This window comes from Paraburkholderia haematera (assembly GCF_905220975.1).
GTDB classification, from domain to species: domain Bacteria; phylum Pseudomonadota; class Gammaproteobacteria; order Burkholderiales; family Burkholderiaceae; genus Paraburkholderia; species Paraburkholderia haematera.
Genome location: NZ_CAJNBK010000002.1, coordinates 157,947 through 174,693 on the forward strand (window position 1 = coordinate 157,947; position 16,747 = coordinate 174,693).

At 64.0% G+C, this 16,747-nt stretch carries 9 protein-coding genes; all 9 read left to right on the forward strand.

Annotated elements, in window-relative coordinates:
• Position 1: 1 nt before the first annotated feature.
• The 9 genes from KHO23_RS05160 (at position 2) to KHO23_RS05200 (ending at position 16,743) form a co-directional block, all read left to right on the forward strand.
• Complete coding sequence (locus KHO23_RS05160; RefSeq protein WP_211609961.1) at positions 2 to 8,473, forward strand: autotransporter-associated beta strand repeat-containing protein; 8,472 nt, start codon at positions 2 to 4, stop codon at positions 8,471 to 8,473.
• Between the two features lie 80 nt (positions 8,474 to 8,553).
• Positions 8,554 to 9,045 carry a sel1 repeat family protein gene (locus KHO23_RS05165; protein WP_211609962.1) on the forward strand — a complete coding sequence of 164 codons (492 nt, stop codon included), beginning with the start codon at positions 8,554 to 8,556 and terminating at the stop codon, positions 9,043 to 9,045.
• Between the two features lie 12 nt (positions 9,046 to 9,057).
• Positions 9,058 to 11,238 (forward strand): serine/threonine-protein kinase, encoded by a 2,181-nt coding sequence (locus KHO23_RS05170; protein ID WP_211609963.1) that lies wholly within the window; start codon positions 9,058 to 9,060, stop codon positions 11,236 to 11,238.
• A 210-nt stretch (positions 11,239 to 11,448) separates the two neighbouring features.
• Positions 11,449 to 11,946, forward strand: a complete 498-nt coding sequence (locus tag KHO23_RS05175) for a hypothetical protein (RefSeq protein WP_211609964.1) — start codon at positions 11,449 to 11,451, stop codon at positions 11,944 to 11,946.
• Positions 11,947 to 12,190: 244 nt separating this feature from the next.
• Positions 12,191 to 13,234 (forward strand): type VI secretion system protein TssA, encoded by a 1,044-nt coding sequence (gene tssA, locus KHO23_RS05180; RefSeq protein ID WP_236066722.1) that lies wholly within the window; start codon positions 12,191 to 12,193, stop codon positions 13,232 to 13,234.
• Positions 13,235 to 13,267: 33 nt separating this feature from the next.
• Positions 13,268 to 13,768 (forward strand): type VI secretion system contractile sheath small subunit, encoded by a 501-nt coding sequence (tssB, locus tag KHO23_RS05185; RefSeq protein ID WP_211609966.1) that lies wholly within the window; start codon positions 13,268 to 13,270, stop codon positions 13,766 to 13,768.
• 27 nt (positions 13,769 to 13,795) lie between these two features.
• Entirely contained in the window at positions 13,796 to 15,286 is a 1,491-nt protein-coding gene (gene tssC / locus KHO23_RS05190; RefSeq protein ID WP_211609967.1) for a type VI secretion system contractile sheath large subunit, read from the forward strand.
• Positions 15,287 to 15,352: 66 nt separating this feature from the next.
• Positions 15,353 to 15,838, forward strand: coding sequence for an Hcp family type VI secretion system effector (locus tag KHO23_RS05195; protein ID WP_211609968.1), 486 nt, complete (start codon positions 15,353 to 15,355; stop codon positions 15,836 to 15,838).
• 95 nt (positions 15,839 to 15,933) lie between these two features.
• On the forward strand, positions 15,934 to 16,743 hold the full coding sequence (locus KHO23_RS05200; protein ID WP_211609969.1) for a type VI secretion system accessory protein TagJ: 810 nt from the start codon (positions 15,934 to 15,936) through the stop codon (positions 16,741 to 16,743).
• Positions 16,744 to 16,747: the final 4 nt, after the last annotated feature.

Consider the following 16,747-nt stretch of genomic DNA (forward strand, 5'->3'; position numbering starts at 1 on the left):
CGTGTTCGCCCTCGTCCTCACCCTCGCCCCGGCGTTATTGCTGGCGAGCGCGTCTGGTTTCGCGCAGACCTTGCCGAGCGGCGCGACGGTGGTGTCCGGCAATGTGACGGTGACGCAGCCCAACGGCCAGCAGATGACGGTCAACCAGGGCAGCAACAGCGCCATCATCAACTGGCGGAATTTTTCGATCGGCAGCGGCAACAGCGTCACTTTCATTCAACCCAGCGCGAGCTCTGTCGCGCTCAATCGCGTGGTAGGCGGGTCGCCGTCTTCCATCTTCGGCAGCCTGACGGCCAACGGCAAGGTCTTTCTGGTGAATCCGGCGGGCGTGTTGTTCGCGCCGGGGGCCTCGGTGAACACGGGCAGCTTTGTCGCCTCGACACTCGGCATTTCGGATAGCGATTTTCTGGCTGGCCGCTATACGTTTCAGAACGGCGGCTCGGCGGGCGGCATCGTCAATCAGGGTTCGGTGACGGCGCGCGACGGCACGGTCGTTTTCATCGCACCGCAGATCGTCAATGCGGGCAGTGTGAACGCAACCGCGGGCGTCGTGCTTGCTGCTGGCGATCGCGTCAGCATGACGCTGGATGCCGAGAGCCCGCTGTCGGTCAGCGTCGACGCGAGCGCGCTGAAGGCCGGGATCGTCAACAGCGGGGCTATTTTTTCCGGCGGCCCGGTGCTGTTGAGCGCGCAGGCGCGCGATAGCGCACTCGATACCGTGATCAACAGCAGCGGCGTGATTCGTGCGGCGTCGATTGCTTCGAACGGCGAAGACATTCAGCTGAACGGCGGCGCGCACGGCATCGTTTCGATCGGTGGCACGCTCGACGCGAGCGGCGCGGGGGCAAGCGGCCACGGCGGCAGTATCACGGTGACGGGCGACCAGTTGACGCTCGCCGGTTCGGCGAAGCTCGACGCATCCGGCGCAGTCGGCGGCGGCACGATCCTGGTGGGCGGCGCGGCGCATGGCGCGGGGCCGTTGCAGAACGCATCGACGACGACCGTCGCGCAAGGCGCCGTGCTGGACGCGAGCGCGACGAATACCGGCAATGGCGGGCAGGTGGTGGTGTGGTCGAATGACAGCACACGATTTTCCGGACAGATCGTGTCGCGCGGCGGAACCAACGGCGGCGATGGCGGCAACGCGGAGATTTCGAGCAAGGGGGTGTTCGTTGTGGACGGCGCGGTCGACCTGAGCGCGCCGCACGGTCGGCGCGGCACCTTGCTGCTCGATCCGTTCGACCTGTGCATCGTCGCGACAGACCCCGGCACCTGCGGGACCCTCGCGTCGGGAACCGGTACGTACGTCGCGGGCGCCAGTGATTCGTATGTGTTGGCGTCGACGCTGGTGGGGCTTTCGTCGACTACCAACCTCGTGCTCCAGGCCGCGAACTCCATCATCTTCCTCACGAGCCTCGCGCTGAATACGACGACTGCACCGTCTTCGCAGGGATCGATATCGCTTCAGGCCGGCAACGCCATTGTGATGAATGGGTCTTCGCTGTCGACGGACGGCGGCAATATTTCGATGGTGGCCGGCACGGGCGGCATGTCGCTCGGCAACCTGAGTTCGGGCACGGGATCGATCACGCTCGGGTTGACGGATGCGAATGGGACGATAACCCAGGCAAGCGGCAGTTCGATTTCAGGCTCGGGTGGATTGACGTTGACTGGCGGGCAGCTCGAGCTGAGCCAGGCCAACGCATATAGCGGCGGCACGAATGTCACGGGCGGCACGTTGGCATTTTCTGGAAGTGGAACAGCGGGTACTTCGGCGATTACCGTCGGCAGCGGTGGCGTGCTGGACGTGCAGAGCACGCTTGCCAATGCATTGACGCTGAACGGCGGGACGCTGGAGACGAGCACCGGCAGCGGCAGTGTGAGCGGCCTCGTCACGCTGAACGGTAGCAACACGTTTTCGACAGGCAATAGCGCAACGCTGACTGTTAGCGGTGTCATTGCCAATGGTGCGCCGGCAGGCGCGCTGACTGTGAACGGCACGGGGACGGTGGTGCTGACGGGCGTCAATACATTCAGCGGTGGCACGACGATCAACGGCGGCACGTTGGCCCTGACGGGGAGCGGAACGGCAGGCACTTTAGCGATCAGCGTTGGCAGCGGCGCCGCGCTGGATGTTCAGAACATATTGTCAAACGCAGTGACGCTGACCGGCGGGACGCTGGAGACAACGACTGGCACCGGCACAGTGAGCGGGCCCGTCGTGTTGAACAGCAGCGGCATTTTTGCGACCGGTTCCGGCGCGACGCTAACGGTAAGCGGGGCGGTCAGCGGTGGCGCGTCGCCGAATGCGCTCACCGTCAGCGGGCCGGGGACGGTGGTGCTGAACGGAGTCAACACATACATCGGCGGTACGCTGGTGAGCGGCGGCACGCTGCAAGGCAATACGCAGAGCCTGCAGGGCAGCATTACGAACAACGCGTCGCTGGTGTTCGATCAGGCATCGAACGGTACTTTCAACGGCACGATCAGCGGAACCGGCGCAGTCACAAAGCAGAACACGGGCACGCTGACGCTTAATGGTCTGCAGAGCTATGGCGGTGGCACGAAGGTGACCGGCGGCGTACTGCAGGGCGATACCGCGAGCCTGCAAGGTGGCATCGTTCTGGACAATTCGACGGGGCTGATTTTCGATCAGGCGTCGAATGGCACCTTCGGTGGCACGATCAGTGGCACCGGCGCGGTAACGAAGCAGAACACCGGCACGCTGACATTCGACACGACGCAGACTTATGGCGGCGGCACGAGCGTCACGGGCGGTATCTTGGCCCTGACGGGTAGCGGCACGGCCGGAGCGCAGTCGGGTTTAATCACGATCGGCAGCGGCGCGGCGCTGGATGTTCAGAACATATTGGCAAACGCAGTGACGCTAAACGGCGGAACGCTGGAGACAACGACCGGCACCGGCACCGTGAACGGGACGGTTGTGTTGAACAACAGCGGCATTTTTGCGACCGGTTCCGGCGCGACGCTAACGGTAAGTGGAGCGGTCAGCGGCGGCGCGTCGCCGAATGCGCTCACCGTCAGCGGGCCGGGAACGGTGGTGCTGAGCGGAGTCAACACATACACCGGCGGCACGCTGGTGAGCGGCGGCACGCTGCAAGGCAATGCGCAGAGCCTGCAGGGCAGCATCACGAACAACGCGTCGCTGGTCTTCGATCAGGCGTCGAATGGCACCTTCGGTGGCACGATCAGTGGCACCGGGACGGTGACGAAGCAGAACACCGGCACGCTGACGTTCAGCACGACGCAAAGTTATGGCGGCGGTACAAACGTCACGGGCGGTACCTTGGTCCTGACGGGTAGCGGCGCGGCCGGAGCGCAGTCGGGTTTGATCACGATCGGTAGTGGTGCGGCGCTGGACGTGCAGAACACGCTTGCAAACGCAGTGACGCTGAGCGGCGGGACACTGGAGACGTCGACCGGTAGCGGCCTCGTGAACGGTCAGGTGACACTGAACGGCAGCAACACGTTTTCGACTGGCACTAGCGCAACGCTGACTGTGAGCGGTGCCGTTGTCGATGGTGCGCCGGCAGGCGCGCTGACCGTGAACGGCACGGGGACGGTGGTGCTGACGGGCGTCAACACCTTCAGTGGCGGCACGACGATCAACGGCGGCACGTTGGCCCTGACCGGTAGCGGAACGGCAGGCACTTCAGCGATTACGGTGGGCACCGGCGCGGCGCTGGACGTGCAGAACACGCTTGCAAACGCAGTGACGTTAAACAGCGGCACGCTGGAGACAACGGCTGGCACCGGCACCGTGAGCGGGTCCGTCGTGTTGAACAACAGCGGCATTTTTGCGACCGGTTCCGGCGCGACGCTAACGGTAAGTGGGGTGGTCAGCGGGGGTGCGTCGCCGAATGCGCTCACCGTGAGCGGGCCGGGGACGGTGGTGCTGAGCGGAGTCAACACATACACCGGCGGCACGCTGGTGAGCGGCGGCACGCTGCAAGGCAATACGCAGAGCCTGCAGGGCGGCATCACGAACAACGCGTCGCTGGTCTTCGATCAGGCATCGAACGGTACTTTCAACGGCACGATCAGTGGCACCGGCGCGGTGACGAAGCAGAACACCGGTACGTTGACATTCGACACGACGCAGACTTATGGCGGCGGCACGAGCGTCACGGGTGGCACCTTGACGCTGACGGGCAGCGGAGTGGCAGGCACTTCAGCGATCACGGTCGGCAGCGGCGCGGCGCTGGACGTGCAGAACACGCTTGCAAACGCGTTGACGCTGAACGGCGGCGGGACGCTGGAAGCAACAACCGGCAGCGGCAGTGTGACCGGCCTCGTCACGCTGAACGGCAGCAACACGTTTTCGACAGGCAATAGCGCAACGCTGACTGTGAGCAGTGTCGTTGTCGATGGTGCGCCGGCAGGCGCGCTGACCGTGAACGGCACGGGCACGGTGGCGCTGACGGGCGTCAATACCTTCAGTGGCGGCACGACGATCAACGGCGGCACGTTGGCCCTGACGGGGAGCGGAACGGCAGGCACTTCAGCGATCAGCGTTGGCAGCGGCGCCGCGCTGGATGTTCAGAACATATTGTCAAACGCAGTGACGCTGAACGGCGGGACGCTGGAGACAACGACTGGCACCGGCACAGTGAGCGGGCCCGTCGTGTTGAACAACAGCGGCATTTTTGCGACCGGTTCCGGCGCGACGCTAACGGTAAGCGGGGCGGTCAGCGGCGGCGCGTCGCCGAATGCGCTCACCGTCAGCGGGCCGGGGACGGTGGTGCTGAACGGAGTCAACACATACATCGGCGGTACGCTGGTGAGCGGCGGCACGCTGCAAGGCAATGCGCAGAGCCTGCAGGGCAGCATTACGAACAACGCGTCGCTGGTCTTCGATCAGGCATCGAACGGTACTTTCAACGGCACGATCAGCGGAACCGGCGCAGTCACAAAGCAGAACACGGGCACGCTGACGCTCAATGGTCCGCAGAGCTATGGCGGTGGCACGAAGGTGACCGGCGGCGCACTGCAGGGCGATACCGCGAGCCTGCAAGGTGGCATCGTTCTGGACAATTCGACGGGACTGATTTTCGATCAGGCGTCGAATGGCACCTTCGGTGGCACGATCAGTGGCACCGGGACAGTGACGAAGCAGAACACCGGCACGCTGACATTCGACACGACGCAGACTTACGGCGGCGGCACGAGCGTCACGGGTGGCACCTTGACGCTGACGGGCAGCGGAGTGGCAGGCACTTCAGCGATCACGGTGGGCAGCGGCGCGGCGCTGGATGTACAGAACACGCTTGCAAACGCGTTGACGCTGAACGGCGGCGGGACGCTGGAAACAACAACCGGCAGCGGCAGTGTGAACGGCCTCGTCACACTGAACGGCAGCAACACGTTTTCGACAGGCAATAGCGCGACGCTGACTGTGAGCAGTGTCATTGCCAATGGTGCGCCGGCAGGCGCGCTGACCGTGAACGGCACGGGCACGGTAGTGCTGACGGGCGTCAATACTTTCAGCGGTGGCACGACAATCAACGGCGGCACGTTGGCCCTGACCGGTAGCGGAACGGCAGGCACTTCAGCGATCACGGTCGGTGGCGGCGCGGCGCTGGACGTGCAGAACACGCTTGCAAACGCAGTGACGTTAAACAGCGGGACGCTGGAGACCACAACCGGTAGCGGCAACGTGAACGGCCCGGTGACACTGAACGGCAGCAATACATTTGCGACCGGGAGTGGCGCCAGGCTGACGGTGAACGGCGTCGTCGGCGACGGCACATCGCAAGGATCACTGATTGTCAGCGGATCGGGAACAGTAGTGCTGACCGGTCTCAACACCTACAGCAGCGGCACGACTGTTGCGAGCGGCACGCTCCAGGGCGACGCGGGTAGCCTGCACGGCGACATCGGTCTTGCGGGCGCCACGGCACTGGTGTTCGATCAGGCGGCGAACGGCACCTTCAACGGCTCGATCAGCGGCGCTGGCGCGGTGACGAAGCAGAACGCCGGCACGCTAACGTTCAACGGCACGCAGAGCTATGGCGGCGGCACCACGGTGACGGGTGGCGCGCTGCAGGGCAATACCACGAGCCTGCAGGGCAACATCGCGCTCGCCGTCGGAACGGGGTTGGTGTTCGACCAGGCATCGAACGGCACTTTCAACGGCGCGATCAGCGGCGGTGGCGCGGTGACGAAACAGAATAGCGGCACGCTGACGATCGGCACGGGCCAAACCTACACCGGCGGCTCGAGCGTGACGGGCGGCACACTCGCGCTGAAGAACACCGGCACGGCCGGCGCAACGACGGGCGCGCTCACCGTCGATAGCGGTGCCGCGTTGGATGTGCAGAATACGCTGGCGAATGCGGTGACGTTGAACGGCGGGACGCTGGAGACGACAACGGGGAGCGGCATCGTGAACGGCGCGGTAACGCTCAACGGCAGCAACAGCCTCGCGACCGGCAGCAACGCCGCACTCACGATCAACGGCGCGCTCGGCAACGGCACATCGGCGGGTGCGTTGACCATCAATGGGGCGGGCCTCGTGACGCTGAACGGCATCAGCCGCTTCACGGGCGGCACGAGCGTGACCGGCGGCACGCTGCAAGGCAATACGGCCAGCCTCAACGGCAATATTGCGCTTGGCGGCGGCACACATCTCGTCTTCGACCAGGCGTCGGACAGCACTTTCGGCGGTGAGATCAGTGGCGGCGGCGCGGTGAGCAAACAGAACGCCGGCACGCTGAGCTTCGACACCACCCAAACCTATACCGGCGGCACCGCCGTGACGGCCGGCACGCTTGCGCTGAAAAACAGCGGCACAGCAGGCGCGCCGGCCGGCGCGATCACAGTCGGCAGCGGCGCTTCGCTCGATCTGCAGAATACGCTGGCCAACGCCGTCACGCTGGCAGGCGGCACGCTGGAAACAACAGCCGGCAATGGCGTCGCGAACGGGCCCATCACATTGAGCAGCGGCGGCAGCGCGGTATCGGCGGCGTCGAGCGCAACGCTCACTGTCAACGGCGTGATTCGCGACAACGGCACGGGGCAGTCGCTGACCAAGCAGGGCGCGGGACTCGTCACGTTGAACGGCGTCGACAGCTATACCGGCGGCACGTCGATCACGGCAGGCACGCTGGCCGTGGGCGCCGGCGGCTCGCTCGGCAGCGGTCTCGCGACGGTGAACGGCGGCACCACGCTCGCGCTCGCCGGCACCACGCTCGGCAACAACCTCAGCCTGCTCGATGGCAGCACGCTGGTTGCGAGCGGCGGCGTGAACACCTTGTCGGGCGCGCTCAACGTGCGCGGCGCCACGTTCGACATCGGTTCTGGCTCGACGCTCAGCGCCGCCAACGCCTTCAATCATTTCACCGGCGCGGCAACGTTCACCGGCGGCGGCTCGCTCAATCTCACCGCCGATACGGGTGGCATCCAGCTCGGCACGACGACGCTCGCGAATCTGAAATTGCAGTCGGATGGCGCCGTCACGCAATCTGCTGCCGCGACCATCACCGGGACGACCTCGATCGCGACGACCGGAGGGGCCACGATCACGCTCAACGAAGCCAATCAGTTCGGCAGCGCGCTGCAATTGAGCGGCGGTCCGGCCAGCGTGAACAGTGCGGGCGCATTGAATTTCGGTGCGTCCAATGTGACGTCGCTGAATGCGAGCGCGGGCGGCGATATCACGCAGACCGGCGCGTTGCAGGTGAGCGGCGCGACCACGCTCAGCACGCCGAACGGCAATCTGATCCTCGATCTGGCCAACACCTTCGGCGCACTGGTCACGGCGCGCGCCGCGAGCGGCTCGCTCACGAGCGCTCAGGATCTCGCGTTGGCGCTCTCGACGCCGGGCACGATGAACGTGACGGCGGGCGGTGCGCTCACGGTCTCCGGCACGGCCGGCACCTTGTCGACGACAAGCGGCGGGGCCACCACCTTCGGCGGCACGCTGATCGGCGACGCGCTGACGATCGTCGCGGGTGGTCTTGTTACCACGGCGAGCGGGGTGTCGGTGACCGCGAAGAGCATCACGCTCGCGTCGAAAGACAACCAGAATATCGGCGCCGCGCGACCGGCTGAATTCGCTTTGGACAATGTCGGCAAGCTGTCGCTCGTGTCGGGCCACGATGCATTTTTCCTGCTGCCGGACGGCCAGCAGACCCGTTTCTCGATAGGCAACAAGGTCAACTGCGCGCGCGTCAATATGGGCCCGTGCATCGGCAATAACGTGCTGATCAGTGCGATTTCCTCGGTGCAGGCGGGGATTCAGGCGGCGATGGTGAACCAGATGCATCAGGAGGACGAATTCACGCTGAAGGTGAAATACGGATTCGCCGGCGATCTCGAGCAGGTTCAGACCTATCCGCATGAGGGCGACCTCGAGGTGCGCCTGCCCGCGCCGTGTCAACTCGCCGATCATGCCGTCGCCGAAGCGCGCGACGAGAGCGTGCGGTTGCGTGCAGCGGAGATTTGTCCGTGAACTCGCCGCTGAGGTCCCTCGCGCAATTCGTTGCGACGCTGCTTGCAAAGTCGCTGCCAACGTCGCTGCCAGCGACGTTCTTGACGCGGACTATTTGGCCCGCATTCGCCGCTTCCGCATGGTGGTTCACGGCCGCTGTCACTGCATTTTCCACTGCCTTTGCCGTCACCGCCAACGCGGAGCCACAAGTCGCGTGCTCGCCCGGCTACCCGCTGCCGACGCCCACGCACCTACCGAGGAAAACAACCGAGGCATCGCACCGCGTGCCGCTTGCGCACATGGACGACGCGCGCTGCGCCGCGGCACCCAGCGCCTCACTGGACCGGCTCGCGGCCTATCACTGCGCACAGCTCTACGATGCGGCCGGCCGGCAGGAAGACGCGCTCGGCTGGTACGGCGTTGCAGCCGTTGCGGGCTATGGCCCCGCGCAAAAACGTCTGGGCAACCTGTACGGCGGCGAGGGCGACGTCGCACGCGATTATGCGTGTGCCGTGTACTGGCAGCGCCGGGCGCGCGAGTCCGGCGAGTCGATTGATCTTCCGCACGTTTTCATGGGGGGCACGCCGCCTTGAGCGGTCGCAGCGATGGAAGAGCTACAACAACTCGGCAGGTACCAGATCAAGCGCGTGCTCGGGCGCGGCGCGATGGGCGTGGTCTATGAAGGCGTCGACCCGAAGCTGAACCGGCCTGTCGCGATCAAGACCATTCTCAAGAGTCAGCTCTCCGATCCGGAGATGGCGGCCGAATATCAGGTGCGCTTCGAACGCGAGGCGCAGGCCGTCGCGCGGCTAAGTCATCCGCATATTGTCGGCGTGTTCGATTTCGGCGAAGAGAACAACGTCGCCTATATCGTGATGGAACTGATCCGCGGCGAGGAGCTCAAGGCGTACTTCGACAAGGGCACGCAATTCGCCGTGAAGGACGCGGTGCGCATGACCGGCGAATTGCTCGATGCGCTCGGCTATGCGCACGAGCAGGGTATCGTGCATCGAGACGTGAAGCCGGCGAACGTCATGCTCGATGCGCAGATGCGCGTCAAGCTGACCGACTTCGGCGTCGCGCGTTTGTCGGATACCGGCAGCGACGGCACCCAGGCCGGTACGATGGTTGGGACGCCTAGCTACATGTCACCCGAGCAGGCAATGGGCAACCCGGTCGGCACGCGCTCGGACATCTTCGCGGTCGGAATCGTGCTGTATCAGCTGCTGACCCTGAAGCGCCCGTTTGTCGGCGACGGTCATTGGGCCGTGCAGCGGCAGATTATCCAGGACGACCCGGTGCCGCCGTCGGTGCAGAACCCGGCACTCGACCCGGTGTTCGACGCGATCGTATTTCGTGCGCTCGCGAAGAATCCTGAAGAGCGCTACCCGTACGCACGGGCGTTCAAGGAAGATCTGCAGCGCGCGCTAGCGGGTCAGGCGATCGACGAAGACGAAGCGACCCTGCTCGCGGTGGCCGCGGCGCGTGCGCGACCGCCGGGCGAAACCGGCGCGGCACGCGGCACGCGCATCGCGAACGATTCGAGCGCGGTCGAAATCGAGTTCTGGAAGACGATCAAGGACAGCAGCGATCCGGACGAATTCGAGCTTTATATCGCGAAGTTTCCGAATGGCACCTACGCGGATCTGGCGCGACGCAAGCTGGCGAAGCTGCATGGGGATGATTCGGGGGCCTCGCGGAGCGGTGTGCGTGGCGAGGGGGCGGCGGAAGGGGGCACGCGGCTTGCGCTTGATCGGCCGGGCCAGCCTGGTATGCCGGCGGCCTCGGGCGACGGATCGGTGCGGGTTGCGCCTGTCCCGCAGAAACGGGGCAAAAATGCGCTGATCGCTGTCGCGTCGGTGGCGGTGCTGGCCGTGGGCGGTGGCGGGTACTTCATGCTTCGGCAGAGCGCGCCAACGCCGATGAGCGGTGGTGGGGCTACGGCAAACGTGGCGCCGCCGGGCAATGCGAATGGGCCATCGCTTGCGGCTGGAAAACCCGTGGACGCTTCCGCATCGCAGGGCGCCGCGTCTGGCGCCGACGCGCGGGTTGCGCAGACTCCATCCGCGAGTGGGACGGGCAATGCGAGCGCCTCGGGCACCACGAATCCGGCCGTGACCACGAGCAGCGCAAGCACCGCAAGCACGACCAGCACGACAAGTACCACAAGCAGCGCGAACACGGCGCAGCGCGAAGCCGCGCGTCTGAAGGCCGCATCCGCTGCCGACGCCGAGCGCCGCGCACGCGAAGCACTGGCGAAGAGCCGCGCTTCAGAAGCGCTGGTGAGCGCGAGTAAAACCGCCAAGCCGAATGCTGCGCCGACGGTGGCATCGACGGCCGCAGCAGCGGCGCAGACGTCACGTACGACCTCTGCACAACCTGCTGCGCCGGTTAGCAGCGCCGTGGCGTTGCATGCCGCCCCGACGTCTGTGCCACCCGCACCTTCGCAGGCAAACGCGGCAAACGCACAGGCAACATCGCCCAGCACGACCGCGCCCACGCTCGCCGCCAAGCCGATCGAGTCACCCGCTGCCACGGAACCGAAAGTCTCGTCCGCCGATCTGCTCGCGCAGGCGGCGAAGCTGCAAGGAGAGGGCAAGCTCAACGACGCGGTACGGCTCTACAAACGCGCGGCGCGTGGCGGCAGCGGTCAGGCGGCGAAGCAGTTAGGCGACATCTACGGAAACGGTTCAGGAGACGTACCACGCGATTACGCGGAATCGATCCGCTGGTACAACGTCGCGCGCACGGCGGGTGTGGATGTGCCGGATGTGAGCAAGCGGTAGCGCTAAACCGGACACGTCGTGCAAGTGTATCGTTCGCGGACGAAAGTGTTGGTATGCATAGGTCCGTGCGATATCAAGGGGCGCTGAGACTGGGCAGATTCAAATGGTTAGCGGATTCAAAAGTCATCCTAAGCAAAGACTGGCGCGCAGGCGCCGACTATCCACGGCGATATTGGCCACGCCGTGACCTCGTCAACCAGGAGTGTTCTTATGCAAGACCTTAGCGACAACGAATGGATAGCTCAAACCACCTATTGTGTAGCCGAACTGTATAGCCAGGGGACTCGACAAACCTTCGATCTGGGGAAATTCCAAAGCAACCTCAACGGGCACGCGGAAGATAACCTCATTGCCGCTCTCGTTGCACGGACAACAAGTGGCGCGATAGCTCACGGAACCTATGATCTGTTGATCATTTTGAATCGAAGCCCTTGCACATCCCTGATGCCAGAGCTCAAAGCGAACCATGTGCCAGCTTGCATGACGCGCCTGATCGATTTACAGGAGAACGGGCTGGGAAATGGAACGTGGCGCTTCAACATCCAGTTGAATTACCGGCACTTGTACGGCGGTAATCCCTCAAGCAACTGGAATCGCGCGTTAAACGCGTTTGGCGTTCAACAAGGCGCTGCCAGTGGGATCGGGATTATGCACGGAGTCGGATACTACGACGTGGGTGTGGCCATCGAAATGTCGAAACTCCAATGAGACGGCATAAGTCATCCACCTTCCAGTTTGCATCATAAAATCTGCCCGGAGCACTCGCTGTCCACAACGCGTTTATGGGGGAGCGAGTACCGCAAAAAAACCGTCGCAAGTAATTTAGCCGAGACATGGCCAGGGTACCTTTCCCCTGCGCATTTCCAGACGGTGACGCCTGACTTGACCACGGAAACGTTTGGGAAACGCAGCATCTCAATAATTCACCCCACGATCAGAAGAAGGGGTGGCCGTGTTCGATGCCGATGCAATCCTGACCGAGTTATCCGTGGACGCGCCCTGCGGCAGCGACCTGGAATACGACGCGGCTTTTCTCGAACTCGAAGAACTCGCCAAGGGCAAGGAAGAGGCGCAGTTCGGCGCGACGGTGATTGCAGGCGAGCCGCCTGACTGGAAGGCAATCCGCAAAGCCTGCCTCGCACTCTTCGCCCGCACGCGCGATCTGCGCGTGGCCATTCACCTGAGCCGCGCGATGCTCGAAACCGAGGGCATCGCCGGGTTCACGCAGGCTCTCGTGGTGCTGGACCGTTTGCTCGATGCGAACTGGGACCACGTGCATCCGCAACTCGATCCGGACGACGGCAACGATCCGACGATGCGCGTCAACGCGCTCTCGACCCTGATCGAACCCACCACCGTTTTGCGCGCGCTGAAGGCCGCGCCGCTCGTCGACGACGGCGTGGCGGGACGCGTCAGCCTGCGCGACATCGAAATCGCCAACGGCGAGATGCAGGCCCCGGACGGCGAAGAAGCGCCAACGATGACGCTGATCGAAGGGATCTTCCTGAACGTCGATCTCAGCGTGCTGCGGCAGCAGGCGGCCGTACTCGACGACGCTTGCGCGCGCATCGAACATATCGAATCGCAACTCACGGAACGGGTGGGCGCCGCGCGCGCGATCGATCTCACCGAGCTTACCCGGCTGCTCAAACGTGCCCGCGATTTCACGACCCAGCGCTTGCAGCGCCGCGCGCCGCTTGAGGCGGTCGATGCGGCAGATGTGGACGATACGGCCGCCGCGGACACCGGCGACACCGCTCAACCCGGCGCAAGCGCTCCCGCACGCAAAGATGAAATCACCGGCCGCGACGACGTCACACGCCTGCTCGACAAACTCTGCGCGTATTACGAGCGCCACGAACCGTCGAGCCCCGTGCCCCTGATGCTGCTGCGCGCGCGGCGCCTCGTGACGATGAGCTTCCTCGAAATCGTCGCGGACCTCGCGCCGGAAAGCATGGCATCCGTCCGCCAGGTGGGCGGCATTCAGTCGGAGTAATCCCAGCAACCCCTTCGTAAGCGGAGAGTCATTGTGGCCAAGGAAAGCAGTCAGAAATTCATCGCTCGAAACCGGGCGCCGCGCGTCCAGATCGAATATGAAGTCGAGGTGTACGGATCGCAGAAAAAAGTGCAGATCCCGTTCGTGATGGGCGTGCTTGCCGATCTGTCCGGCAGGCCGGCAGACCCGCTCGCACCGGTCGCCGACCGCAAGTTTCTCGAGATCGACGTCGACAACTTCGACGAGCGGATGAAGGCGACCAAGCCCCGTGTGGCGGTTCAGGTGCCGAACACCCTCACAGGGGAAGGCAATCTTTCGGTCGATATGACCTTCGAAAGCATGGACGACTTCTCGCCCGCGGCGATCGCCCGCAAGGTCGGCTCGCTCAACCAGTTGCTCGAAGCGCGCTCGCAACTCGCCAACCTGCTCACCTATATGGACGGCAAGACCGGCGCCGAAAATCTGATCGCGCAACTGCTCGAGCAGCCGGCGCTGATGCAGGCGCTCACCTCTGCCCCGAAGCCGCAGGAATAAACCCAATCGCTACCGACGGAGTTTCACATGGCCGAGACCAGTACCGAATCACAAGCGTCGCCAGGCGGCGAGACCGTTGAGGTCAGCGAGTTCGCGAGCCTGCTGCAGAGGGAATTCAAACCGAAAACCGACAAGGCGAAGGAAGCCGTCGAAGAGGCCGTCAAGACACTCGCCGTTCAGGCGCTCGCCGGCACCCACCTCGTGTCGAACGACGTGCTTTCCACCGTCGGTGCGTTGATCGCGCAAATCGACAAAAAGCTCACCGAGCAGATCCACCAGATCCTGCACAACGAGGAATTCCAGGCACTCGAAAGCGCCTGGCGCGGCTTGCATTATCTGGTGAACAACACCGAGACCGACGAGATGCTGAAGATCCGCGTCTTCAACGTTTCGAAAAACGAACTCGGCAAGACGCTCAAGAAATACAAGGGCACCGCGTGGGATCAAAGCCCGGTGTTCAAGAAGATCTACGAAGAGGAATACGGCCAGTTCGGCGGCGAGCCGTTCGGCGCGCTGGTCGCCGATTACTACTTCGACAACAGCGCGCCCGATGTCGAGCTGCTCAGTTCGATGGCGAAGATCGCGGCCGCGGCGCACGCGCCCTTCATTAGCGCTGCCGACCCGTCTGTAATGCTGATGGACTCGTGGCAGGAGCTCGCCAATCCGCGCGATCTGACGAAGATCTTTCAGACGCCGGAGCATGCCGCATGGCGTTCGTTCCGCGATTCGGACGATGCGCGCTACGTCGGTCTGACGATGCCGCGCTTCCTGTCGCGTGCCCCCTACGGCGCGAACACGAATCCCGTCGAGGAGTTCGATTTCGAGGAAGAGACGAGCGGCGACCCGAAGAACTACACGTGGTCGAATGCTGCGTATGCGATGGCCGTCAACATCAACCGCTCGTTCAAGAACTATGGCTGGTGCTCGCAGATTCGTGGCATCGAATCGGGTGGGGCGATCGAAGGCTTGCCGGTGCATGCGTTTCCCTCGGACGACGGCGGTGTCGACATGACCTGTCCGACCGAGATCGCGATTAGCGACCGCCGCGAAGCCGAACTGGCGAAGAACGGCTTCATGCCGCTCATTCACAAGAAGAACACGGATTTCGCGGCCTTCATCGGCGCGCAGTCATTGCAACGTCCCGCCGAATACGAGGACGCCGACGCGACCGCCAACGCCAACCTCGCGGCGCGCTTGCCGTACCTGTTCGCGACCTGCCGCTTCGCGCATTACCTGAAGTGCATCGTGCGCGACAAGATCGGTTCGTTCAAGGAACGCGGCGACATGGAGATCTGGTTGAACAACTGGATCGGCCAGTACGTGGAAAACAACCCGGCCACCGCGACCGAGGCCGATAAGGCGCGCAAACCGCTCGCCGGTGCGGAAGTCGTGGTGGAGGAAGTCGAGGGCAATCCGGGCTATTACGGCGCGAAGTTCTTCCTGCGCCCGCATTACCAGCTCGAGGGACTGACCGTGTCGCTGCGGCTCGTCTCGAAGCTGCCGTCGGCCAAGAAGTAATCGAATCAGCAAGCTCCGGCAGCCCGGTGTCCATCGGGTTGTTGCTCACTTATCAAGAGGAAAAAAATGATTCTCCTGAACTTCAAAACGCAGATCAAAGGCACCTCCAAGGTCGAAGGCCATACCGACTGGATCGCCGTCAACTCCATGCAACTAGGCGTCGGTCGTGCCATCTCCACGAGCAGCGACGGCGCGACCGATCGCGATACGAGCAATCCGTCTTTCTCGGAGGTGACCTTTTCGAAGCCGACCGATATCGCGTCGGCCGACCTGTTCGCCCAGGCGACCTTTGGCAAGTCGCTAGGCAAGGCGGAAATTCACTTTATCCAGACGGGTGGCGCGGACAAGACTGACCAGGTGTATCTGAAGATCGAACTCGAGGAGGCGATCGTCAGTGCTTATTCGTTGTCGAGCGGCGGCGACCGGCCGTCCGAATCGTTCTCGTTGAACTTCGCGAAGATCTCGTTCCAGTACGACCAGTTCGACGGCGCCACGGTGAAGACGGGCACGCCGAAGAAGTGGGATCTGAGCACGAACAAGGCGACGTATTGATCCCGACGGTTCAAACCGGTTCAACCACAACGGCCTTCATCGCTCCCCGTGCCGCGACGCTCGCGCCGCGTGCCGGGGAGCTTCAGAGACACGCCATGACGACTCAGGATCTGTTGCGAAGCGGCCGGCTCGACGACGCACTCGCCGCGCTGACGCAGGAAGTGCGCGCCAATCCGGCTGATCCGAAAAGCCGCGTATTCCTGTTTCAACTGCTCGCTGTGCTTGGACAGTGGGAACGCGCGAACACGCAGCTTGCCGTGTGCGGTGAACTGGATGCGGGCGCGCTGGCGATGGTGCAAAGCTACCGCGAGGCCTTGCGTTGCGAGGCATTGCGCGCAGAGGTGTTCGCGGGCCGGCGTACGCCGGTCATCTTTGGCGAACCTGAAGCGTGGATCGCGCTGATGCTCGAAGCACTGAAGCGCGATGCCGATGGCGCTTTCGCCGAGGCTGCGCGCCTTCGCGAAGAGGCGCTCGAGATGGCGCCGGCCAGCAGCGGCACGCTTGACGACGAGCCGTTCGAATGGATTGCCGATGCGGATGCTCGCCTCGGGCCGCTCGTCGAGATGATCGTCAACGGCCACTACTACTGGGTGCCGTTTCATCGGCTAACCCGGATCGCTTTCGATGCGCCGGCGGATTTGCGCGACACCGTGTGGATGCCCGCGCAGGTGACCTTTGCGAGCGGCGGCGAGAGCGTCGCCTTCGTGCCGACCCGTTATGACGGCACACTCGCCGCGGCCAACGACGCGCTGAAACTCGCACGTCGTACCGAATGGCGCGAGCCGCACGAGGGCGTGTTTGTCGGCGTCGGACAGCGCGTGTTCACGACCGACGCGGGCGACCACTCGCTGATGGACGTGCGCGAAATTATGATCGACGCCGCGCCCGCAGCGCCGCTGCAGTGAGGCG